The 22,821-nt window shown below is 39.7% G+C and carries 18 protein-coding genes; 6 read left to right on the plus strand and 12 right to left on the minus strand.

The annotated features are described in order from the left end of the window. Positions 1–291: 291 nt before the first annotated feature. From MB14_RS15785 to MB14_RS15800, 4 genes are all read right to left on the minus strand, one after another. Positions 292–1,644, minus strand: coding sequence for a DEAD/DEAH box helicase (locus MB14_RS15785; RefSeq protein WP_062593273.1), 1,353 nt, complete (start codon positions 1,642–1,644; stop codon positions 292–294). 76 nt (positions 1,645–1,720) lie between these two features. Next, positions 1,721–2,701, minus strand: a complete 981-nt coding sequence (locus MB14_RS15790; RefSeq protein WP_375596897.1) for an NADPH:quinone oxidoreductase family protein — start codon at positions 2,699–2,701, stop codon at positions 1,721–1,723. Positions 2,702–2,744: 43 nt separating this feature from the next. Then, positions 2,745–3,278 carry a GNAT family N-acetyltransferase gene (locus tag MB14_RS15795; protein WP_062593277.1) on the minus strand — a complete coding sequence of 178 codons (534 nt, stop codon included), beginning with the start codon at positions 3,276–3,278 and terminating at the stop codon, positions 2,745–2,747. Next, positions 3,275–3,469: a YwbE family protein gene (locus MB14_RS15800; protein ID WP_062593279.1), complete on the minus strand. Its 195-nt coding sequence runs from the start codon at positions 3,467–3,469 to the stop codon at positions 3,275–3,277. Before MB14_RS15800 ends, MB14_RS15795 begins: the two co-directional genes overlap by 4 nt. A gap of 131 nt (positions 3,470–3,600) precedes the next feature. Here MB14_RS15800 and MB14_RS15805 point away from each other — a divergent pair, with 131 nt between their 5' ends. After that, entirely contained in the window at positions 3,601–5,088 is a 1,488-nt protein-coding gene (locus MB14_RS15805; protein ID WP_062593281.1) for a YfcC family protein, read from the plus strand. 140 nt (positions 5,089–5,228) lie between these two features. On the opposite strand, the gene MB14_RS15810 is transcribed toward MB14_RS15805, so the two are convergent. Beyond that, positions 5,229–5,846 (minus strand): deoxynucleoside kinase, encoded by a 618-nt coding sequence (locus tag MB14_RS15810; RefSeq protein WP_062593284.1) that lies wholly within the window; start codon positions 5,844–5,846, stop codon positions 5,229–5,231. Positions 5,847–6,157: 311 nt separating this feature from the next. Between MB14_RS15810 and MB14_RS15815 the strand changes: the two genes are divergently transcribed. Next, complete coding sequence (locus MB14_RS15815) at positions 6,158–7,123, plus strand: YheT family hydrolase (RefSeq protein ID WP_062593285.1); 966 nt, start codon at positions 6,158–6,160, stop codon at positions 7,121–7,123. Here the strand turns inward: MB14_RS15815 and MB14_RS15820 are convergent. The 5 genes from MB14_RS15820 to MB14_RS15840 all read right to left on the minus strand — a co-directional run bounded on the left by MB14_RS15820 (position 7,120) and on the right by MB14_RS15840 (position 11,334). Continuing rightward, on the minus strand, positions 7,120–7,596 hold the full coding sequence (locus MB14_RS15820; RefSeq protein WP_062593288.1) for an SRPBCC family protein: 477 nt from the start codon (positions 7,594–7,596) through the stop codon (positions 7,120–7,122). The genes MB14_RS15815 and MB14_RS15820 overlap by 4 nt on opposite strands. A 15-nt stretch (positions 7,597–7,611) precedes the next feature. After that, positions 7,612–8,460 (minus strand): carboxypeptidase-like regulatory domain-containing protein, encoded by an 849-nt coding sequence (locus MB14_RS15825; protein WP_062593290.1) that lies wholly within the window; start codon positions 8,458–8,460, stop codon positions 7,612–7,614. A 60-nt stretch (positions 8,461–8,520) separates the two neighbouring features. Then, positions 8,521–9,633, minus strand: a complete 1,113-nt coding sequence (locus tag MB14_RS15830; RefSeq protein WP_062593292.1) for a fatty acid desaturase family protein — start codon at positions 9,631–9,633, stop codon at positions 8,521–8,523. A 110-nt stretch (positions 9,634–9,743) separates the two neighbouring features. Further along, positions 9,744–10,943 carry an L-2-hydroxyglutarate dehydrogenase gene (gene lhgD / locus MB14_RS15835; RefSeq protein ID WP_062593294.1) on the minus strand — a complete coding sequence of 400 codons (1,200 nt, stop codon included), beginning with the start codon at positions 10,941–10,943 and terminating at the stop codon, positions 9,744–9,746. Position 10,944: 1 nt separating this feature from the next. Further along, entirely contained in the window at positions 10,945–11,334 is a 390-nt protein-coding gene (locus MB14_RS15840; protein ID WP_053221924.1) for a DUF3127 domain-containing protein, read from the minus strand. A 203-nt stretch (positions 11,335–11,537) separates the two neighbouring features. Between MB14_RS15840 and MB14_RS15845 the strand changes: the two genes are divergently transcribed. After that, on the plus strand, positions 11,538–14,645 hold the full coding sequence (locus MB14_RS15845) for a PKD-like domain-containing protein (RefSeq protein WP_132643967.1): 3,108 nt from the start codon (positions 11,538–11,540) through the stop codon (positions 14,643–14,645). Positions 14,646–14,663: 18 nt separating this feature from the next. On the opposite strand, the gene MB14_RS15850 is transcribed toward MB14_RS15845, so the two are convergent. Both MB14_RS15850 and MB14_RS18860 read right to left on the minus strand, forming a co-directional pair. Further along, the gene (locus tag MB14_RS15850; protein ID WP_062593299.1) at positions 14,664–15,443 is read right to left on the minus strand and encodes a DUF1206 domain-containing protein; all 780 of its coding nucleotides are present in this window, start codon (positions 15,441–15,443) and stop codon (positions 14,664–14,666) included. Between the two features lie 6 nt (positions 15,444–15,449). Beyond that, positions 15,450–15,611 carry a YqaE/Pmp3 family membrane protein gene (locus tag MB14_RS18860; RefSeq protein WP_084376110.1) on the minus strand — a complete coding sequence of 54 codons (162 nt, stop codon included), beginning with the start codon at positions 15,609–15,611 and terminating at the stop codon, positions 15,450–15,452. Between the two features lie 307 nt (positions 15,612–15,918). On the opposite strand from MB14_RS18860, the gene MB14_RS15855 reads away from it, so the two are divergent. The 3 genes from MB14_RS15855 to MB14_RS15865 are packed head-to-tail and all read left to right on the plus strand — an operon-like array spanning position 15,919 to position 22,727. After that, complete coding sequence (locus MB14_RS15855; protein ID WP_062593302.1) at positions 15,919–19,056, plus strand: UvrD-helicase domain-containing protein; 3,138 nt, start codon at positions 15,919–15,921, stop codon at positions 19,054–19,056. Continuing rightward, complete coding sequence (locus MB14_RS15860) at positions 19,053–19,859, plus strand: hypothetical protein (RefSeq protein WP_132643968.1); 807 nt, start codon at positions 19,053–19,055, stop codon at positions 19,857–19,859. The genes MB14_RS15855 and MB14_RS15860 overlap by 4 nt, the downstream gene beginning before the upstream one ends. Before the next feature lie 24 nt (positions 19,860–19,883). Next, entirely contained in the window at positions 19,884–22,727 is a 2,844-nt protein-coding gene (locus MB14_RS15865) for a PD-(D/E)XK nuclease family protein (protein WP_062593306.1), read from the plus strand. The last annotated feature ends 94 nt before the right edge of the window (positions 22,728–22,821 follow it).

Genomic DNA, 22,821 nt, shown 5'->3' on the forward strand with positions numbered 1-22,821 from the left:
GACATTACATAAATAAAAAAACCGGAGGAGACTCCGGTTTTTTTTATGCCTAATAACTAGAAATGAAAACGATGTTGTTGCTAACGTAATAAAAATTGATTCGAATTTAATCGTAGCTCTTTTTCCCCTTCTTTTCTCTTTTTGCTTCTTTCTTTTCTTTTGGCGTTTTCAATGCCTCCTTTTTTGTAGACTTTTTTGCGTCCTGAGATTTGGCCATAGTTTCTGAATTTTCTTCAATGTACTGTTTTAATGTCAGGAATTTGCAACAGTTAAGAATACAGTTAGCAGGGCCTACCTTCTCTTATTCTTTTTGATTTGATTTTTATCGCCTCGGGTTCTAGGCTTTTTATATTTCGCCTCAATTTTTCTTTTATAAGATCCGCCTTGATTTTCCTTTTGGTTCTTTTCCTTTTTTTCGTGGAAAGCAGGGCCTGGTACATGCTTAGATTGCTTGTGGTTTTTATGGACTTCAATTACCACCGGCTGTTCTTCAGGAGTTAACTTTCTGGTTATTGGCACTTCTTCTGGAAAAGGAAGCGTAGGAATTTCATAACCCATTAACAATTCAATAGCCTCTTTGTCGGCTTCTTCTTTTTCAGTATAAAAAAGAATACTCTTTCCCTGGTGTTCGGCACGACCGGTTCTACCAATTCTGTGCATGTAGTTTTCAGGAAAATTAGGGGTGTCGAAGTTGATGACATGGGTGATCTGCTCTAAATCTAACCCACGGGCAATTACATCCGTAGCTACTAAAATCCGGGTGTTACCCTGATCAAAATCTTCGATAGATCTGATTCGGTAGTTCTGTGATTTGTTAGAGTGGATTACCCCAACTTTCGACATGAAAGTTTCTTCTAATAACTCATAAAGCCTGTCGGCTTCCTTTTTATTCGCCACAAAAACCAATACTTTTTTAAACTCAGCTGTATCTTCTAACAGATATTTCAGAAGGTTGGCTTTGGTATAAAAGTTAAGTACGGGATAACATTGTTGGGCTATATTATCGAGTGGGGTTCCGCTTACAGCTATTGAGATTTTAGCGGGGGTAATGAAATAATCATTAATTAACGCATCTACTTCGTCCGTCATAGTGGCCGAAAACATAATGTTCTGCCTTCTTTCTGGAAGTAAATCGAAAATATTCTGAAGCTGAAATCTAAAGCCCAAATCGAGCATTACATCCACCTCATCTATAATTAATTTGTTAATACTTTTTAAGGAAAGTGCTTTGCTTAACACCAAATCATACAGTCGGCCAGGCGTGGCTACTAGGATATCGCATCCTTCGAGCGCTTCAGCCATATGCGTTTTGATATTCACTCCACCATAAACTCCCAAAACACGAACATTCATGTATTTGGCCAATAACTTGGTTTGTTCCACTACCTGTAACACCAATTCACGAGTTGGAACAACCACCAAAATGCGCGGTGTAGTTTGTTTAGAAAACTTCAGGTCGCGCAGGGAAGGAAGCATGTAAGCAAAGGTTTTTCCCGTGCCTGTTTGCGCAATTCCCACCAAGTCTTTTCCAGATAGTACTACAGGAAAGGCTTCTGCCTGAATAGGGGTAGGCTTTTCAAAATTTAGATCATCAATGGCGTTCCGAAGCGGAGTAGAAAGGTTAAGCGATTCAAAGTTATCCATGAAGAAAATATTTTTGCAAAAATAGGGATATCTTAATTAGCAATTAGTAAGGCCGAAAATCTTCTAGCAAAGTATTTTAATCAATCACAACCACATTCTTACCCATTACTTTTCTTTCCATCAAGTCTTGAATGGCTTGAGTGCCTTCACTCAGTGGATATTGGTGGTGAATATGCTGATTGAGCTGGCCACTTTTGATCCAAGCGAGAATCTGTTGAAAATTGGTCATGCTGTCTTTTGGCTGTTTCTGAGCAAAGGCTCCCCAAAATACGCCTACAATAGATGCGCCTTTTAGCAGAGGTAAATTCAAAGGAATAGAAGCCGGTGCACCTCCTGCAAAACCTACAACTAAATAACGACCTTGCCATGCCAATGAACGTACTGAAGGCTCTGAAAAACGATCGCCTACGGGGTCGTAAACTACATCTACACCTCGGTTGTCGGTCAGTGCCTTTATTCTTTCTCGAAGGTCTTCAGTGCTGTAATTGATGACTTCATCTGCTCCCTTTTCTTTACATAAGGCCAGCTTTTCGTCTGTTGAAGCTGCGGCAATCACTTTAGCGCCCATCAACTTCCCGATTTGGACGGCTGCCAAACCTACACCGCCTGCTGCCCCCAAAACCAAAAGTGTTTCGCCTTCTTTTAATTGAGCCCTTTGTTTTAAGGCGTGAAGTGAAGTGCCACAGGTGTACATGGTTGTTGCTGCAGTGATAAAGTCCATTCCTTCGGGAATGGGCAGGGTTTTATAGCCATCTGCCAAAACTTCTTCCGCAAAACCTCCCCAACCTGTAAGCGAGAAAACACGGTCGCCCACTTTCAAATGGTCAATTCCTTCACCAATCTCTTTTACAATGCCCGCTACTTCGCCTCCAGGAGCAAAAGGTAATTCAGGTTTAAACTGATATTTATTTTGTATAATGAGGCTGTCGGGGAAGTTAACACCACATGCCTTTACAGAAATGACCAACTGACCTTTTTGTGGTTTTGGGCTTTCGGTAGTGGTGAGCTTTAGGTTTTCTGTAGAACCAAATTCGTGGCAGAGTAGGGCTTTCATCATTTAAATTCTAGGTTTAGACTTGCTCGTACAGATTAACCAAGATTTAAGACAAAGGCAAGTCGCAGCGCATTAAATGATCCTTTTGCTTGGCTGTACCCAATTTAAAGGGATGCTCTGCAAATTTGTAAAATCCCAGTTGTTCATAAAAAGCAATGGCTTTTGCGTTTCTCTCCCAAACACCTAACCAGATGTATTCAATTTGATGTGACTTAGCCTGTTGAACGATAAAGTCGAAAAGCATTTTACCGTAACCTTGGCCATGGAATTTCATATCCACATAAGCTCGTTCTAACTCTAAACTTTTGGGGTCATTAATGTCTGACTGGAAAGGAGCGAAGTTCAGTTTTATATAGCCAATCACTCGACTATCAAGTTCTAAAAAGTAGAAGCTAGAGCCTTCATTGGCCATTTCTTGACCTAGTTTTTCTTCTGTTATGGCCTTTTCAATGTAGGCATTGAAATCTTTGGGGTCGTTGTCTTTTTCAAAAGTGTCTTTAAAGGTTTTGAGTGCAAACTGGGTCAGTTGTGTTAAGTCTTGTGCTTCACACTTTCTAATAATTGCAGACCCAGTTTTCATTCGAGTATTTCTTTAACGCGCCCTACTTGGCCGTCTTCTAAACGCACTTTAATACCGTGGGTATGTTTCGGAGATTTTGTCAAAATATCTTTCACAACACCTTGGGTTAATTTTCCACTCCTTTGGTCTTGTTTAAGCACAATGTTTACCTCAATACCCGGCTTTATGTTCGCTCTGTTGGTTCCGTCCATTTTGCAAATGTAACGAAAGCGAAATAATGAAACGCTTGCCTTTGCCAAGATTTTAACTTGAATAGAACTCGATTATTTAGGCTGAGATGAATCCTTCAAATTCCTTAACTTAAAGCTTTTAATCTTGTCTTATGAAGAAATTCAAGTTCCCCAATCCGTTTACGGTACTGTATATCATTATCATATTAAGTGCTATAGCCACTTTTTTAATGCCGGCCGGAAGCTTTTCCACCTTAAGTTATGATGCAGGCAATTTTCTTATTGAAGGCAAAGAGAACACCGTTTCTTTAAAGGCAAGTCAATCGGTTTTAGATAGCTTAAACCTGAAAATGGAGCTTTCTAAATTTGAGGAAGGAAAAATCAGAAAACCTGTTTCTATTCCAAATACTTACGCTGAAATGGAATCGAGCCCACAAGGGTTAATGGCCATTGTATATGCTCCAATCAAAGGTATTTACGAGTCGATTGATATTATTCTGTTTGTATTGATTATCGGAGGGTTTATTGGTGTTTTTACTGCTTCTGGTGCTTTCGATCGAGGTTTGGCTTCGCTTTCAGAAAAAATGAAAGGCCGAGAAAAGTGGCTGATTGTAGCGGTTATGATTTTAGTCGCCATAGGCGGAACCACCTTTGGAATGCAGGAAGAAACCATCGCTTTTTATCCTATTCTAGTCCCCATTTTTCTGGCTGCTGGTTATGACCTAATTGTACCTGTTGGAGCATTATACGGAGGTTCTTGTATTGGCCTTATGGGCGCAATGATCAATCCTTTTGAAACGATAATAGCTTCCGATGCCGCAGGCGTAAGTTGGACATTGGGTATTTACAGCCGATTGACGATGTTTATTTTAGGAGGCATTGTGGTGATTACTTATGTGTTGCGATATGCTGAAAAAGTGAAGAAAGACCCGAAACAGTCGCTCCTATATAACATGGATATCAAACAGCCATTTTCGGCATTGAAGAAAACCGAACAGACAGAAAAACTCAACTTGAAAACTCAATTGCTCTTAGTGCTTTTTGGCCTAACCTTCGTGATAATGGTGTATGGTGTTTCTAGCTTGGGTTGGTGGTTCGAAGAGATGACAGCTCTGTTTTTGGTCAGTGCCTTGTTCTTAGGTCTCATCATCCGTTTGGGTGAAAATGCTTTTGTGAATGCCTTTATTGCTGGTGCGAAAGACTTATTGGGAGTAGCGTTGATCATTGGTGTAGCACGCGGTATTACTATTGTAATGAATGATGGCCAGATTTCGGGAACCATCCTGAATTATGCTTCCAACATGGTGAGTGGGGTAGATGGCTTGGTGTTTTTGCCTGTGCTGATGTTGGTGTTCTTTGTCTTGGCCTTTTTCATTTCTTCATCTTCTGGCTTGGCCTTGGTGAGTATGCCCATTATGGGCGCTTTGGCCAATGTGGTGGGCGTTCCTACGGAAGAAATCGTAAATGCTTATGTGTTTGGTTTTGGGCTTATGATGTTCATTACACCGGCTGGAATTATTCTTCCCTCATTGAGCATGGTGAATGTGCCCTATAACGTGTGGCTCAAATTTGTGTGGCGACCAATGTTAATGATGGCCGTTATTGGTATGGCTATTTTAGCAGTGGGCTATTTGGTTTAATCTTGTTGTATTGGGGTTAGAACAAAAAAAATGTCCCAGTAGAATACCAGGACTGTATAAGTTTCAATTAAAAAGTAGAGTTTCAATAGCGAATACTCGACTAATGTAGTGATTTTTTTAATAACCTGTGCTACTGTGTTTTAACTAAATAATCCATTGATCTCCAGATTTACTTTTTCTACAATCAGAGAGTAATCTTCTACTTTGTTAACGAAGTCAAGATTGTTCACATCAATAATCAGGAGTTTACCCATATCATAGTTGCCAATCCAGTTTTCATAGTGCGAATTGAGGTTTTTTAAATACTCAATTCTAATCAACTCTTCGTAATCTCTTCCTCGCTTCTGAATATTGCCCACAAGTTTTGGGATGTCTGCTTTGAGGTAAATCAATAAATCTGGCGGTTGCACATACTTGATCATTGACTTAAACAGTTCCAAATAATTTTGGTAATCTCTGTCGCTAATAAAGCCCGACTGTTTTAGGTTGGCAGCGAAAATATGCGCGTCTTCGTAAATGGTTCTGTCTTGAATCGTGCCTTTTACAGATTCTTGAATGGCAGCAATTTGCTTAAAACGACTGTTTAAAAAGTAAACCTGAAGGTGAAAAGACCAACGGCTCATGTCTTCATAAAAATCCTTGAGATAGGGATTGTCTTCAACCGACTCCAGTTCAACATTCCAATTGTAATCCTTTCCTAATTTCTGGGCTAAAGTGGTTTTACCCGACCCTATATTTCCTGCTATCGCTACGTGCATATGTTCTAATTAATGGCTGCAAGTTAGGACTTAGCCATCTTTTGAACAGGCTTTTTTGCATAAAAAAAGTCTGTGGAAAACCAGACCTTTTTTACAAACACCCAATAAATATGATGAGATTATTTATTGGTCTAAAGGTAAAGTTTGACTGTATCCTGGTGGTAAATTCAAGATTAACAATATGTTACTTCTTAACGCATTAGTTTTTATATATAATTAGAATCAGTGCGTTAAGGCTTTTTGTTTAGGAATGCAGATATTTGTCTCCTGAGTTATCTGCACGATCGATTATAAATAATCAGAAAAACCACATGCCCATACTTCCTTCGAAATACCAAGGCCCACCATTCTTTTACCTTAATGGCCATTTTGAAACCATTATTCCAAGCATAAGAAGAAAGGTGACAGGAGTGACTTACGAAAGAGAACGGATTGAAACCCCAGACGATGATTTTTTAGATATCGACTGGATTCGAAAAGGGAATAATCGTTTGTTGGTGGTGAGCCACGGACTAGAAGGAGATTCTGGAAGACATTACGTAACTGGATTGGCGAAACTTTTTGGTCAGAATGGATGGGACATTCTGGCTTGGAACAACAGAACCTGTAGTGGTGAAATGAACCGCCAGAAAATCCTTTATCACCATGCTGCCAGCTATGATTTACGCAGCGTAATTGAGCATGCCAATCAAAAGTACGACTACGATCAAATCGGCCTTGTTGGTATCAGTATGGGAGGTGGCCAAACACTCCGTTATTTGGGGGAGTCAGATTTTCCATTGCCGAAAAACGTGAAAGGGGCGGTGGCCATTAGTGCACCATGTTCTCTTATTGAAAGTGCGGCTACTTTAAACCTTAGGGTGAATAAGGTGTATGAACAGAAATTCCTGGTAAAGCTTAGAGAGAAGATAAAGAAGAAGGCCATACAATTTCCTGAAATTGATGTAAGCCGAATGGATACTGTAAAAACGCTTAAGGAGTTTGATAACCTTTATTCTGGCCCCATTCATGGTTTTAAGGACGCGAAAGAGTTTTATGAATTTTGCGATCCTTATCCGTTCATTAAAAATATTGAAGTGCCTATTTTACTTATCAATGCCCTTAACGACCCATTATTAGAAGGAGATTGCTACCCATACCAGTTGGCAGAAGAAATGCCAAACCTGTATCTAGAAACCCCAAAAAGGGGAGGGCATGTAGGCTTTATTCTCGCTAAGAGTGAGTTTACTTATTCAGAACTTAGGGCTCTTGAGTTTTTGAATGAAGAGAAGGGCTAAACAGAAAGAACCTTTTTCCATTTATTAGATTCTGCAAATTCCTTGATCACTTGATTTCTTTTATAAAGAAGGCTGAACATATACTTCTCTAAAACAATATTGTCGAAGAGCTTTCCGATAATCCCCAGCGGAGAAGTGTAATCAAATCGATCTGTCATTTCAGTTTGATCATGGATCATTTCAAAAAAATGCTCATGTCTAAAGGCTTTAAATGCTCCGCTAACCATTTCATCTACAAAATAAGATGGGCTATCGAAAGCCGTTATTTTTGAAGTTAACTTTTGTGTAATGCCAAAGTGTTTTGCCTGCCAAGTTACCGTTTCATTCAAGCCAATCAAGCCTGAAGTTTTGCCTGCTATTGCTCTTTCCTTAGTTTCAATCGTAGAAATTTGATGAAGATCAATACTTCTTGATAAATCAAAACAACGTTGTGCGGGAGCGTTAATTATGGTTTTGATTGTGATAATCGGCATGGATTGTCGGTGAAATTATTTCTCGTAAGTCAGTAGCATGGCCGAAGACAAGCTTGAAAACTTCTTCCAGTCGCTTTGGCTTCCGTATTTATAGAAATGAGTTGAACCAATTGAAGGAACGATCATCGGTAGAGAAAGTCGTCTCCCGTTTTTAGAATGCTCAATCCATTCTGCGCCAATGGCAATATCACCCCTCACTACTAGGTTAAGCTCCGATAAGTCTACTTCAATCCAGCCGGTTTTCTTGTCCGTAATTTCAATAATCAGATTTTGGCTGTTAAGGTACTCGCTAGGTACACCATCTTCAAGAGTATAAATGTTGATTCTGAATTTAACTTGGTCAAAATCATTGTATTTGATGTAGAATTTGAAATTTTTTAGGTAGTTATCTTTTCGGTTCGATAGCTCAAACTTTCTACCAATTTCGGAACCTAGATTTTGATTTTGTGCTGTCGAAATAGAGAAATTTACTTGTCTAGCCGTATTGGTTTTATCCCTTCCTTCGGTGTATACTTTTGTATCTGACGGGGTGATTATTACATCGTTCAACTGTTGCGTTGAGGCTTTCATTACGATCATCAATTCGCCATCTTTTACAACACTATTCAAGGCAAATTCCTGAGTTTCATAACCAATGCTAGATACTCGAAGCGTTGAATTTATCAATTGACTAAGGTCTTTAATTGTAAGTTTAAAAAGCCCTTCGCTGTTTGATACCGTTCCTACTGTGGTACCGATTAACCCAATGTTTACATAGGCTAGGGCTGACTGGTTTTCATCAACGATCTTCCCTTGTAGAATTTGCTCTTGTGCCGAAAGCCCCGTGGATACAAATAGCAAAATAAGTAGGATTGCTTTTTTCATATTAACTACTCCATTTAAATCATCTTGATTTTAAGAAAAGGTAGTTAAAAACTTTAAGAATTACGCCTTCGCTAACTTCTGATCATACTTTCCTGTACCTAAATCATGCAGCAAGCTAAAGTGGCTTTTTAAGGCATGATAAAAAGTTTTGTGTTGATAGTAAGGAATGTCGTATTTCTCGGCTGTTTGCTTTACAATTTTGGAAATGTTTCGGTAATGAACGTGACAGATATTTGGGAAAAGGTGATGTTCGATTTGATAATTCAATCCGCCTACATACCAAGAAAACCAACGGCTGCCATTGGCAAAATTAGCGGTAGTTCTCAACTGGTGAATCGCCCAGTTGTTTTCCATGCTGCCTTCTGCATTTGGGGTAAAGAAATCTGTCTCTTCAATCACATGGGCAGGCTGGAAAATAAGTGCTAGAATAAGGCCAGAGATAAACTGCATCATTAAGAAACCGAGCAACACTTGCCACCAAGGCAAATCGACAATGAGGATGGGCAAAACTACCGTAAGTAAAATGTATCCCACTTTGTAGAAGCTCAAGCGCCAAATTGCTTTTCTCAGCGTAAGGCCTTGACCTACTAATAAGTTCTTTTTGTTATAATCAATGAGTTGTTTAAAATCTTTACTGAAAAGCCAATTCAATGTCAGCAATCCGTAAACAAAGGGAGCGTAAAATGCCTGAAATTTATAGCCTTTTTTGCGCGGTTGGCTCGGTGATAAACGCATGACCGGATTCTCAAAGTCTTCATCATAACCTTCTACATTAGTGAAAGAATGGTGGAGTACGTTGTGTTGAATTTTCCAGTTGATATGGTACGCACCTAAAAAGTTGACCAAGAAACCGAAAAATTGATTTACGGTTTTTTTGTTGGAATAGGCTCCGTGATTGGCATCGTGCATTACCGATAAGCCAATGCCCGACATGCCCATACTCATTAAAAACCAAATGCCCATCATTGGCCAAAAAGTGTTTACTGTGCCTGATAAAAGTATAGCTAGTGGAATGAAGTATAAGCAAATCATGAAAGCCGTTTTTACTTTCATGGTAGTGTTGGCCTGCTTAGAAATGTTGTTTTCTTTAAAATATCCGTTTACGTTTTTTCTAAGTTCAGTAACAAATTCGGGTCTGTCTTGGGTATTGAATTTAACAGCAGGAGTACTCATATCGGATTTTTTGCTTTGACACAAAAGTAATGCGAATTGAGTTTAGTTGGTGTAGTTCAGCCAAAGATTTGATTATCGGTGAACCAGTTCATTTTTAGTCTTCAATCTACTCAATCAAAACGCTTTAAAGCCAAGTCTGAAATGGAATTACCAATAGATAAAGACGAAGTTGCCGCAGGCGAAGGGGCATTACATACATTGATGGCCTGTTTGGTTTCGATAATGGAGAAGTCATCTAATAAACCTCCAGTCCTGTCGCAAGCCTGAGCACGAACACCCGCACCGCCATCAATCAAATCATCAGACTGAATTTCTGGAATTAGCTTCTGCAGAGCCTTGGTGAATGCGGCTTTACTGAAAGAGCGGTACATTTCGCCAAAACCCGTTTTCCAGTACTTCATGGCTACTTTTTGGAAGCCTGGCCACATTAATGACTCGGCCAATTCGCCCAAATGAATTTGCGATTTTTTGTAGCCTTCGCGTCTGAAAGCCAACACGGCATTCGGCCCCGCTTCAATTCCGCCTTTCATCATTCTTGTGAAATGAACGCCTAAGAAAGGGAAGTTGGGATCGGGAACGGGGTAAATCAAATGCTTTACCAAATACTCTTTTTCTGGTTTCAGTTTGAAATACTCACCCCTAAAAGGAATGATTTTCAAGTCTACATCTTCAGAAGTTTTTCTCGCGATTTTATCAGAATACAGACCGCAACAGTTGATTACAAGCTTGGCCTCAAATGAGCTGTCATCGGTAGATACATTCGAATATTGACCTTGATCAGAAATGCCAGTTACCTTGGTGTTTAATCTGATTTCACCGCCCAGTTCCTTGATTTTCTCTCCGTACTTTTCGGCTACCAGTTTGTAATCTACAATGCCCGTATAGGGAACATTGAGGGCTGCGATTCCTTTTACATGCGGTTCAATTTCATTCATTTCTTCGATAGAAATTTTCGAAATTTTGTCTAAGCCGTTTTGTAAACCTCGCTGATATAGGTTTTCTAATAGTGGTTTTTGAAAGTCATCAGTGGCTACCACAATTTTCCCACATAGTTCGTAAGGAATGCCTTCTTGATCGCAAAAATCAATCAGCATATGGTAGCCATTAATGCAGTTTGTGGCTTTTAAACTTCCGGGCTTGTAGTACAAGCCAGAGTGAATTACACCGCTGTTATTTCCAGTTTGATGTGCTGCTAAGGTACCTTCTTTTTCAAGAAGAAGGAGCTTAAGGTTAGGCTTTTTCTTTAAGGTTTGATAGGCTGTTGCTAAACCTACAATGCCACCACCAATAACAATCACATCGTATTTCATCTTAGAATGGTAAGTCGTCTGAACTATCGCTGTTTAACCAATCTGGCTCATCGCTTGCAGATGGTGGAGGAGGTGTATTTCCGTTGGCTTGAGGCGCTGCACTTTGCCCAGCAGATTCAGGAGTAATTCTCCAAGCTTGTAAAGAATTGAAATATTTTACCTGACCTTGAGCATCTGTCCATTTTCTTCCTTTGAGGTTGAAACTTACGTTCACCGTTTGGTTGGGTTTGAAACTGTCTAAAAGATCACATTTATCTTGAATGGCTTCAAACTTCACATACTCAGGGTATTGTGGGTTTTCAGCATATTCTACAACAAACTCTCTTTTTCTGAAAGAGGCAGATACTTGTTGGGTTGGGAATATTTCGAGGAGTTTAGCTTTGAGTTCCATTTTCTAAATTTTGCTCAAAACAATTGATTAAATAGTCAAGATGCAAATTCAAATCGTAACTATAATTTGATTTAGCTTAAAACCTTTTTTCAAAACATAAGTCAAATGAGCGGACAATCGGTTGATCTAAAACTTCTTTTAGTTGATGAAAATACTCATATTGAGACAAGTTTGACTAACTACTATATATTGACAAGACTACGTTGAGGAGGCTAATTCTATCTTTTTTTGGACTGCTATGTATTGCCCTATCGGTAAATGCTCAAGTTACTACTGAGGGTAGAGATTTCTGGTTTGGGTTTATGGATAACGCGAATGCGGAGTCAATAGAGATTTATATCAGTGCAGAAAAATCTACTTCAGTAACAATACAAACACCACTCGATGTCTTTAATGTCACAGTAACTGTTGATCCTGGAGTATCAAAGAAAGTAGTACTTCCATTAAATCTTATGCCAACAGATGAGGGTAAGCACGGTTTTGGCATTCATGTTACTTCCGATAGTCCCATTTCGCTATATGCATTAAATAAGAGGCAGTTCAGTGCGGATGCTGCTGTTATATTGCCTACACCTGCTTTAGGGAATGAATATTATGTGGTGGCGCATATGGAACCTCCTGGGGATATAGTAGAAAGCTCGAGAGAATCAGAGTTTCTTGTGGTGGCCTCGGAAGATGGAACGCAAATTGAAATTACCCCAACTGGCACTACTTACAATGGTTGGTTAAAAGGAATTCCCCAAACGATTGAATTAAATGCTGGCGAAACCTATTTGGTGAAATCAGATGAGGATTTAAGTGGCTCTTATGTACGTACGGTGAGCCAAAATAGCTCTGATTGTAAGAATATAGCCGTTTTTGGGGGTAATGTGTTTACTAATGTTGGAGGTTGCGGGCCTGCTAGAGATCACTTGCTAGAACAAATGTTTCCTGTTTCCACCTGGGGAAAGAACTTTCTTTTTGTTCCGTATGAAACGCGTCAGGGAGGAGATTATGTAAAAATTATTGCTGCTGAGAATGATACGAGAATTTCAATCTCAAAAATGTCACAAACTTTGATTTTAAATGCGGGGGAAGTGAAGATTTATAAGGCACTTGAGGGGGTGAGAACCATTTCGGCAGATAAGCCCATTACTGTGGCTCAGTTTAGCCGTAGTCAAGATTGTGATGGAGTGCCTTCCGACCCGTTTATGATCATTGTGAGTCCATTAGAGCAAAGGATTAAATCCGTTACTTTTAATGCCTTTGTTGTTCAGAATATTGCTAAATATTACCTGACCTTAATTACAGCGAGCGATGCCGTGAAAGATGTGTTTTTGGATGGTGTGGACATTACAAGCCAGTTTAAAACCGAAGGTGATGCGGCTTATGCATCGTTGAATATTGCTCAAGGAAATCATAGACTTACAGCCCCTGAAGGTGTAATTGCCTATGTGTATGGTTATGGAAATGCAGAGTCATTCGGCTATTCGGCTGGCGCCAGCCTTGAAAACCTCAATGCTCAACTTTTATTGGCCGATGCCAACCTTAACATTATTTCAAATGAAGGCTGTTTAAATTCAGATATTGATTTTAAAATTCAGTTTGAAACCATACCGGGAGAAGATCCTCTTTATACAGTTTTCGATTGGCATTTTGATGATGGCGCAATGGCTACTGGTGAAGAAGTAAACCATACTTATACCACTCCTGGCGATTATGTAATCAGAGTAATTGCTTCCAACGGTGAAGGCAGCTGTGGTAATTCAGAAGTTTTTACAAAACAGGTCACCATATTGGAAGTGGAGGCCACTGAAATCGTAGGGCCACAATCGGTTTGCCCGGATGTTGATTTGATTGATTATTCTGTGGTAGGTGCAGATGAAAATACCTACGAATGGATTATTTCGGCCGATGGTCAAATCACTAGTGGCCAAGGAACGGATCAAATTCAAGTGTCATGGGGAGCTCCTAATGATAATGCCTTCTTGAAAGTAGTACCGAAAAATGCTTTAGGCTGTATAGGTGATACGCTGGAAATTCCTGTGAAAATTAATAAGGAACTTGCTCCACCATTACCTACAGGCAAATCAGAAGTTTGTTTTACAGAATTTCAAGAGGTTACTTATTCTACACCGCAAACCAATGGTTCTGTATATACTTGGGAAGTAGTCGGAGGAACTTTTATTAATGGTATTAACACGGGGAATGAAGTAAAGATCAAATGGAATGGAGTTGGAAATGGTAAGGTCAGGTTTTTAGAATCCAACCCTTTGGTTGCCGATTGCGATGGTTACTCTGATTATTTACCGGTTATTGTGTATTCAGAAATTAAGCCCGTAGCCAATATCACTAACATTTCCTGCTTTGGATTAAAAAATGGAGCGATTGACCTCACGGTAACTGGCGGAAAGCCAGGTAACTATACCGCTACTTGGGATAATGGAATGACAGGCCTTTCGATTTCTGGACTTGCTGCTGGTAATTATGAAGCCACCATTACTGATGCTGTGGGTTGTGAAATTACTCAAACATATACCATTACAGAACCGACTCCTTTAACGGTTACCGATGAGTCTGTTTTACCGGTAAGGTGCTTTTCGGAAACCAATGGAAGTATCGCTTTAAACATTACAGGTGGAACACCGAATGCACAAGGAAAATACTCGATAAAAGTAGTCGGAGTGAATTTTGATAAAACCTACAGTGATCCTGTAATCACGAATTTACCAGCAGGTGGTTATGCCGTTACGGTTACCGATGCCAACGGCTGTCAGGTTTCAAGAACTTATACGATTGTCGAACCTCCCGCCTTAGAGCCTTTCTTGGAGTCATTCCTAAATGAGGAAATATGCCCTCAGGCTTCAAATGGGAAGACTTATATTGAAGCCAAAGGAGGAACGCCAGATTACCAGTTCTTCTGGAGCAACAAACCAAATATTGATTCGCAAGAGGGAAGCGACTTCTCACAAGGGGCTTATTCTTTGACCATTGTAGATGCCAGTGGTTGTGAGACAGAAATGGATTTTGACGTGCAGGAGCGCTTTCCTAAAATCTTCTTGCCAAATGCTTTTTCGCCAAATAGTGTGCAAGCAGTTAATCGAGTTTTTAAGCCAATTAACGACTGCAATCTTCAGTACACTATGCAGATTTTCAATAAATGGGGCGAGATTATTTTTTCTACAGAAGATATTGCCATAGGCTGGGATGGTACCTTTAAGGGTAGTAAGGTTCAAGATGGGCAGTATAGCTATTTGATTTTCTATGCTGGATCAGTGAATGGGGTCAGTTTTGAAGAAACCAGAAGGGGAACTGTAAAAGTTTTTTATTGAAGTTCAAGTGGAATGAAATTAATCAAGCGTAATTCTTCTGTACTTTGCTTTTAATAATACAAAAAACCCGAAAGCAATCATTCCAAAGGCAATTACAGCAAGTATAATGGTACCGAAGGTCTCTTCCAAAAAGTGGAAAGCTTCGTTAGTACCGTCTACTTCATCGGGGTTAGCGGAGATAGCTCCTTTTAATGTAAGAAAGGTGATTACTGCGAATACGAGAGCCCTAGCTGCAAAACCAATGATTCCTGCTTTTATTAAAACGGTTTTTTGCCTCTTACTTTCAATATCAGATGTATTGATTTTTTTCTTGTAGATTCCTGATGCAACTAAGTAGATTTGAAATATAGTCTTGATTAGAAAAACAACGGACATAAAATAGAGAAAAATCACACCGAATTTACTATTCAATAAGGGCGTAAATAATTGACTGTCTCCTGAATCGCTTAATGGAAAAATAACCAGTTTTGCGGCTGTAAATCCTAGCATTCCGTAGAATACACCACTGGATAGATAGCTAAATCGAGTTGACCAACCTTGAGCATCTTTGTCTATTTCTTCTGGATTTTTAATTGCAACTGTGCTCGTCCAAATAAGGTAAATGAACAAGCCTATTGCTGTCAGACTCAATATTACTTTACCAATAACATTACTTGAAATGTATTGAAAAGCTTCGGTACTTCCTGCTTTAACTCCTCCAATTCCAAAAGCAGTCATGGCAGTTAACCCACCAATCAATAGGTATACAAAGCCCTTTGAAGCTATTCCGAATCGGGCCAATTTTTCTAATGTATTCAACCTTGCTTATTTAGGTCTTGATAAAACGTAAAATGCATGAAGAATTCCTGGCACTATACCTAAAATCGTCAGAATGAGGTTAATCCAAAAGGCACTTGAAATCCCTCTGTCGAATGCCACGGCAACGGGGGGTAAAATGATAGCGAGTATAACTTGTAGTAGTGTCATAATATATAGGTTTGATTTGTTCTGTGACCTTGCAAATAGCATGCATAAGCGGAAATGTCTTTATAAGCTCATCTTTTGACATGTATAAGTAGCTTTCTGTGGAAAAATTGACGTTACGGTTGTAGAAGTTTTGACCTTGTTAGTTTATTAAATTGTCTTTGACCAAGTGTAAATTCATTTATGAAAAAACAAAAAGCATTCACGTTCAATAAATCTCGTAATAGGTACACTGAAAGTTTTTCGCTAGACTTCCTTCACAAATCAATGCCTTTCTTTAATTTCAGCATTGGACTGAAAACTTATTATTTTGGCATTAACGGTTTATAAATCTTCCGCAGGTTCGGGTAAAACCTTTACACTCGTAAAGGAATATGTCAAGTTGCTGATTAAAAGGCCACAAGACTTTAAACATATCTTGGCCATCACCTTCACCAACAAGGCTACGGAAGAAATGAAAACCCGTATTCTCAAGGCTTTGGAAGAAATGGGAGCGGGCAAGGAAACGCAGCTGTTCAAAATATTAGCCACCGAGCTTGCTGCAGAATTAACCCCGCTTAACATTCAACAAAGGGCCGAAGAAGCCTATGACCTCATCATTCATAATTACGGTCGTTTTGAAGTGTCCACCATCGACAGCTTCTTTTCTAGGGTACTCAAGTCTTTTGCAAGAGAATTGGATTTGCCTCTCAGTTATGAAGTAGAAATGAATACCTCCATGGCCTTGCAAGAAGCCATGAATGAGCTTTTCAAAAGCTTGGACGACAATAAGGAAGTGCGCCAATGGCTTACTCAATATGCCAAAGAGCAAATTGAAAGCGATAAATCATGGAACGTAGATCAGCAGATTGAAAAGCTTGGCGGTAACCTTTTCAGAGAATCTTTCCAAGATGGTTTCAGCGGGCTAAACCTTAGTTTCGATGAACTGAAAAAGATCATTGAATCACTTAGGTCAGATATTAAGTCTTTTGAAGTACAACTAAAAAAGTATGGAAATGAAGCTTTAGATTTAATTTCTCAGTATGGGTTACAAGCAGCAGATTTTAGTGGCGGCCAAGCACGAAGTGTGGCCAATACATTTGTGAAGCTTACCAATAAGGATTACAAACTCACTTCTACTTTTATTAAAACCGTAAATGGTGATAGCAATTGGTACGCTCAAAAGTCAGATAAGAAAGCAGAAATAGATCAATTGGTGTCGGGTAGGTTTGGAGAGATTTGTCAAGGTATTGTTGATTTTATTGAAGACAACGAAAGTGATTATAACTCCGCGAAAGCTATTCTAAAAAATGTGTATGCTTTTGGTTTACTAGAAGAGTTGAATAAGTATTTAAAAGAATACCGCGATGAGCACAACGTAATGCTTATTTCGGATACGAATATCATTCTCAAAGATATTCTGGAGCAAGCCGATGCGCCTTTCATTTTCGAAAAGCTCGGTAGTTTTTACAAGCATATTATGATCGATGAGTTTCAGGATACTTCCAATTTTCAGTGGAGCAACCTAAAACCTTTGATCATCAACGCCCTTTCAGAAGATAATGAAGTGCTGATTGTAGGGGATGTAAAGCAGTCCATTTATCGTTTCAGAGGCGGGAATATGCGTTTGTTACTTTCACAAGTGAAGGAAGAGCTAGGTGCTTTTTATCCTAAAGAAGCCGATCAGGTGCTGAATGACAACTGGCGAAGTTTGAGTAGTATTGTCAACTTCAATAATAACTTGTTTGGAAAACTGCCAGAAGCTTTCGGTAAAAACGAAGTACTGCATGACACATCTTTGTTTACCCAAGCCTATGAAAACCACGAGCAACAAATTCAAGGAGGAGAAGGCGGCTACGTGCAAATGCGTTATTATTCTTCTTCCGATGAAGAAGATGAAAAATGGCAGACACAATCTGTTAAGGACCTTCTAATTCAAATTAGAGAGAACAAAGAAAAGGGCTTTTCACTGAGCGATATGCTTATTTTGGTGAATCGTAACAAGGAAATTTCAGATATTGCCACTGCTTTTCTAAGCGAGAAAATTCCCTTTATCAATGGTGAATCGCTCAAGCTTCAACAGAGCGAATCGGTTTTATTTGTGCTGGAATTACTCCGCTATTTACAATCGGGTAAGGATGAAGTGCTCATGCTCAACCTCATCAGTCTTTTCTTCAGGTTGAACGATATTCCAGAGCAAGCTGTAATGCTGCGCGGAAAAGGAGAACGAATGACTTTGGAAGAAGCAGGTTTTCCTCAAGAATTTCTGAACAGACAATACGAAATAAAGCAGTATGCACTTTTTGACTTGGTGAGTGAGTTATTGCTCATGTTCGACATCGAAAAGAAGGCAGATGTGTACTTGCAACAGCTTTTGGATGTTATTCTTGAGCAGTCACAGCGAGGCGCCAATTCCATCAATACTTTTTTAGAATGGTGGGATAAGGAAGGAGATAATCAAACGGTAGCCACAAGTGAGAAAACCAATGCCATAAGAATTCTGACGATTCATAAATCTAAGGGACTGGAATCGCCTATTGTGTTTATTCCCTTTACCAATTGGGATATTTTGCCCAATGCTAACACACATCAGTTTTGGACGAAGAATATACCTGAGCAGTACCAATCGCTTCAGTACATTCCGCTAGATTTCAGTAAAAGCACATTGCTTAAATCTCATTTTCAAGAAGATTATTATACCGAAGCAACAGAAAGTGCGCTTGATATTCTCAATAAAACCTATGTGGCTTTTACTCGGCCCAGAGAGAAACTTTATTTAGCAGCACCAATGCCAAAGAAGGCTGGTAGTACTAGAATCCATGAGTTTCTACTGGATTTACTTCCTGAAATTGGATTGCTTTCTCAAGAAGAATCTACTTACACGCAGTTCAGTTTGGGTACTGATGGTCAAAACATCGGGAGCGGAGAAGAAATAGATGCATCCGTAGCGATTGGCATTTATCCTCAAGTTTCCTTCCTCAATCAACTGACCATCCGCAATGATTCAGAACGCTTTTTTATGCTGCAAGAAACCGAAGAAGCGCAGAACATAAGTTTAGGAAATCAGGTGCACGAAGTACTTTCTGCCATTCGGGTAAAGGAAGATTTAGAAATGGTTTTAAGGCAGTTTTTACAAGCTGGAGAATTAGACCATAATGCAATAGCGCTAGTGAAAGATCGAATCCTCAAGCTTTTTGAGGATCCAAAAATCAGTGTCTGGTTTTCTGATGACTATGAGGTTTTCAATGAAAGAGAAATTTGGTTCGAAGGCAAAGCCCATAAACCAGACCGGCTACTGATTAAAGGAAAAGAGGCAGTGATTATCGACTATAAAAAGGAAAAGGAAAGCCCAGCCCATCATGAACAAGTGAAACGTTATATGAACGCCATGAAAGCCCTTGGTTTTGAGCAGGTCTCCGGTCATTTAATCTATGTTGAACCAGTAATAGTGAAGGAGGTGATAACATGAGGTGGATTATATGTTTGTCATTTTTGCTTTTACAGTTTTATGCTGAAGCTCAACAAAGTATATATTCAGTTTTACGTTTTGCTGATGAAACGCCCAATAAGGGTAAAGTCAAATTAATAGATGAGAGTAGGACTTTTTATCGTATTTCAAGGATCATAAAACAGTCGAGGGTGTTGGAGTATAATGAAAATCAACAGTTGTTGGTTGAGAAAAGGTATTCCAAGAAAGAAGGGAAATACTTAGAGGTCATGTTTGGATATGAAAATGGGCAGAAGGCTTACAGAAAAAGCACTGCGAAATCAGATGACGGTTTCTCAACTGAGTTTAATTCGTATCGCTATTCCAAAGAAGGCCATTTAATCGCAATGGTTTATTATGACTCTGATTCAGTTGTAACTAGACAAATTACTTTGAACAATAACGAGAATGGGCATCCAATACAATTAAAAAAGTATCGGGGCGAAGAGTTAATTGGTATTGAAGAGGCTCGCTATGATTACAGCAACAACAGAGTTTATATTAAGGCATTAAATGAGTTTGGAGATGTCATTTCAGAGGTTGATTATACAGTTGATCAAAGATTAAAGAATCCAGAGTTTACCTATGATGATCATGACAATGTGGTTGCTTTCCCTAGAAACGTTAAAGGCTCAGACCAAATGTATACCTTAAGAAAATATAAGTATGATGATAATGGAAACTGGACTACCATTACCGTTTATTTGGCTGAGAAGAGGGGCGATAAATATATTTTTATGATAAAGGATAGTGTGTTCAAAAGAAAAATCACCTACTATAAATAACCTTAGTACGAAGTCGATCAACATATGAAAACCTTCCACCACCTTATAGTAGAGCAAATTCAGGAAAGCGACTTGCAACAGTTGAAAGGCCATTGCTTTGTTTTTCCTACCAAACGTGGAGGCGTTTTCTTTAAGCGCGCTTTACTTCAAAAATACGGTCATCATGACTTTATGCTGCCTACAATTTTCAGTATTGAAGATTTCGTGCAACGTATGACAGGCTTGTCCATTACGGACGAACTCACGCTGCTTTTTCACCTTTTTAAAATTTACCAAAAGCGAGATCAGGATTTAGAATTCGATGCTTTCTATGCATGGGGAAAGGTGATTCTGAAAGATTATGACGAGATAGATCGCTACTTGGCCAACGCCAAACAGATATATTCGGACTTACAGAACATTAAAGAAATTGACCATGTTTTCGGCTATAATGACGAATTCAGAGAGATCATTGCCCGTTTTAGAACCCTGACGGAAAAGCAAGATAAGACGAAACTGCTCACTGAGTTTTTGAAAATCTGGAAAGAGGTTGGTGCGGTGTATGAAGATTTTCAAGGTGAATTACTGAAAGAAGAAAAAGCTTATGGTGGGATGCTGTACCGAAATTTAGCTTCGGTACTCAGTCAAGACCACTTTGAGCATCCTTTCGATTATTATCATTTTTGCGGTTTCAATGCCCTTTCAAAGTCCGAAGAAGTGATTTTTGATGCCTTGGTAAAAGCCAAGCGTGCCCAACTCTATTGGGATACCGATAACTACTTTATGTTAGAGAAGAAAGAAGAGGCAGGTGATTTTATGCGGGAATATAGAATCAAATGGCCTGACAGCATTTGGTTCGATGCTGATTCTTTAAGCGAGCCGAAAACTGTGCATGTGCATGCTGTGCCTCAAAATATGGCGCAGGCGCATTTGGCCGCAAAGTTGGCTGGAGAACTCATTCATCAAGGCGCGAAACCAGAAGAAACTGCTATTGTGTTGGCCGATGAAAAGCTGTTGGTGCCCTTCCTTTACGCCATGCCATTGCACGACCATAAGGTCAACGTGACGATGGGCTATCCAATGAAGTCAACCATCGTTTTCGATTTTGTGCTGTGCTATTTGGAATTGATGCGAAAGGCACAAACCACCGACCAGGGTTTGGTTTTTCATACTTATGACCTTCGACCTTTTCTTTCCAACGCCTACACCGCGCTTTTTCACGAAGGTATTTATCAGCAATTGAGCGAATGGTTTGTTCGGGAAAAGAAAACTAAAATTGGCTTGAACGAATTGCTGGACAAAGTGAAGTCGAGTCAGTTGCAAGCCTTGCTCAAAGCGGGGAAAGAATGGGAGAACATTGCGAATGCCTTAAAGACTTACCTTACAGTCGCATTCTATGATTTTAAAGAGAAAGACAGCGGACTGACAGATCGTGAGTTTATCTATTTTTTCCTGAAGTCGCTCAATCAGCTGAACGACTACCTAAGGCAGAAAGAGACCTTTTCCTTAAGGTTGATCAAGAAAATTATTCAAGAGCATTTTAGAGCGGTTAAAATACCTTTTGAGGGTGAGCCAGTGCAAGGTGTTCAGGTGATGGGTTTCCTGGAAACCAGAACCTTGGACTTCAAACATATTATTGTGGTTTCGGCTAACGAAGGAAAACTTCCGACCGCCAGAAATTCCAATTCTTACATTCCCTACGGCTTGAGAAAGGTGTTTCAGTTGCCCACTTTCGAAGAGCAAGATGCCATTTATGCTTATCACTTCAAGCGATTGTTACAGCGGGCAGAAGAGGTGCATTTTGTTTATGATAATACTACGCAAGGCGATTCGACAGGAGAGAGGAGCCGCTTTATTCTACAGCAGCTAAAGCGCTACAAGAAGCTTGAACATTATACGATTCTAGAGAAATCATATGAAGGGCTTGTTCCGAAAGCCATCAATTCGAATGAGATTTCAATTCCAAAAGGGCCAGAAGTAAATAAACTACTGAGTCGCTTTTTGCAGGGCACAGAGGAGGGTAAGTTCTTGTCGCCCACCTCGCTTACCAATTACATTACCTGTCCGCTAAAGTTCTACCTAAAAAACGTAGCCAGTTTTAGAGAATTGGATGATTTGGATGAAGACATTGATGCACGAAATCTTGGAATTGTAGTGCATGAGGTATTGGAGTTTTTATACAAACCTTGGCTAAACAGAGAAATTGGCGCGGAGCAAATTCGTTTGCTCAAGGGCTTGGTCGAAAAGCAGCTGATTGACTCTTTAGAACGAAACAAGATCATTCAAGAAAATCAACAACTGTCGGGTAGAGATTTGGTTACCAAACAGGTGATGGAGCAGATGATTCAAAAAGTACTGGATTTAGATGCCCAAGAAGCTCCTTTCAAAGTGATTGGTTTGGAAGCAGAAGAATTTGAAACCCTTGTCGCTATTGATGGAATTGGCAAAGCCAGGGTCAGCGGTACGATAGACCGAATGGATGAAAAGGCCAAAGAGCTACGCATTACAGATTATAAAACGGGTAAGGTAGAGTTTGTAAGCAAAACGCTGATGTATAAAGATCCTCAGTCTTATATCGATAAGTACTTCGATGATCCAAAATACAAATCTGGTTTCCAAGGCTACCTCTATGCGGTGCTCACCAAAGGTCATTTTGACCTCCCTGTAAAAGTCGGCATTACGAGTATGCGTAAGTTGAGCGAAGGCACACAGTGGCTCCGAGATGGCCAAGCTATTCCTGCTGATGCCATTGCTATGTTTGAAGAAAAGCTTCAAAACCTAGTGCGTGAAATTTACAATCCATCAGTTCCATTCGCCCAAACCGATGACCTAAACCGTTGTGAATATTGTGAATTTCAGCAGTTGTGCAAAAGGGGAAGGGGAGGGTGACAGTATGGTCGCCCCGTTGGGGCTTGATTAATCTTGGGAACAAGTTTTTACAATCAGTGCACCCCGCTGGGGTTCGTGGACGAGGTGGCTAACA

Source organism: Roseivirga ehrenbergii (genome assembly GCF_001593005.1).
GTDB classification, from domain to species: Bacteria; Bacteroidota; Bacteroidia; order Cytophagales; family Cyclobacteriaceae; genus Roseivirga; species Roseivirga ehrenbergii.

Excerpts from the sequence above, each read along its gene's own strand:
- MB14_RS15785 (WP_062593273.1), bottom strand. The coding sequence starts at position 1,644 with ATGGATAACTTTGAATCGCTTAACCTTTCTACTCCGCTTCGGAACGCC.
- MB14_RS15790 (WP_375596897.1), bottom strand. The coding sequence starts at position 2,701 with ATGATGAAAGCCCTACTCTGCCACGAATTTGGTTCTACAGAAAACCTA.
- MB14_RS15795 (WP_062593277.1), bottom strand. The coding sequence starts at position 3,278 with ATGAAAACTGGGTCTGCAATTATTAGAAAGTGTGAAGCACAAGACTTA.
- MB14_RS15800 (WP_062593279.1), bottom strand. The coding sequence starts at position 3,469 with ATGGACGGAACCAACAGAGCGAACATAAAGCCGGGTATTGAGGTAAAC.
- MB14_RS15805 (WP_062593281.1), top strand. The coding sequence starts at position 3,601 with ATGAAGAAATTCAAGTTCCCCAATCCGTTTACGGTACTGTATATCATT.
- MB14_RS15810 (WP_062593284.1), bottom strand. The coding sequence starts at position 5,846 with ATGCACGTAGCGATAGCAGGAAATATAGGGTCGGGTAAAACCACTTTA.
- MB14_RS15815 (WP_062593285.1), top strand. The coding sequence starts at position 6,158 with ATGCCCATACTTCCTTCGAAATACCAAGGCCCACCATTCTTTTACCTT.
- MB14_RS15820 (WP_062593288.1), bottom strand. The coding sequence starts at position 7,596 with ATGCCGATTATCACAATCAAAACCATAATTAACGCTCCCGCACAACGT.
- MB14_RS15825 (WP_062593290.1), bottom strand. The coding sequence starts at position 8,460 with ATGAAAAAAGCAATCCTACTTATTTTGCTATTTGTATCCACGGGGCTT.
- MB14_RS15830 (WP_062593292.1), bottom strand. The coding sequence starts at position 9,633 with ATGAGTACTCCTGCTGTTAAATTCAATACCCAAGACAGACCCGAATTT.
- lhgD (WP_062593294.1), bottom strand. The coding sequence starts at position 10,943 with ATGAAATACGATGTGATTGTTATTGGTGGTGGCATTGTAGGTTTAGCA.
- MB14_RS15840 (WP_053221924.1), bottom strand. The coding sequence starts at position 11,334 with ATGGAACTCAAAGCTAAACTCCTCGAAATATTCCCAACCCAACAAGTA.
- MB14_RS18860 (WP_084376110.1), bottom strand. The coding sequence starts at position 15,611 with ATGACACTACTACAAGTTATACTCGCTATCATTTTACCCCCCGTTGCC.
- MB14_RS15860 (WP_132643968.1), top strand. The coding sequence starts at position 19,053 with ATGAGGTGGATTATATGTTTGTCATTTTTGCTTTTACAGTTTTATGCT.
- MB14_RS15865 (WP_062593306.1), top strand. The coding sequence starts at position 19,884 with ATGAAAACCTTCCACCACCTTATAGTAGAGCAAATTCAGGAAAGCGAC.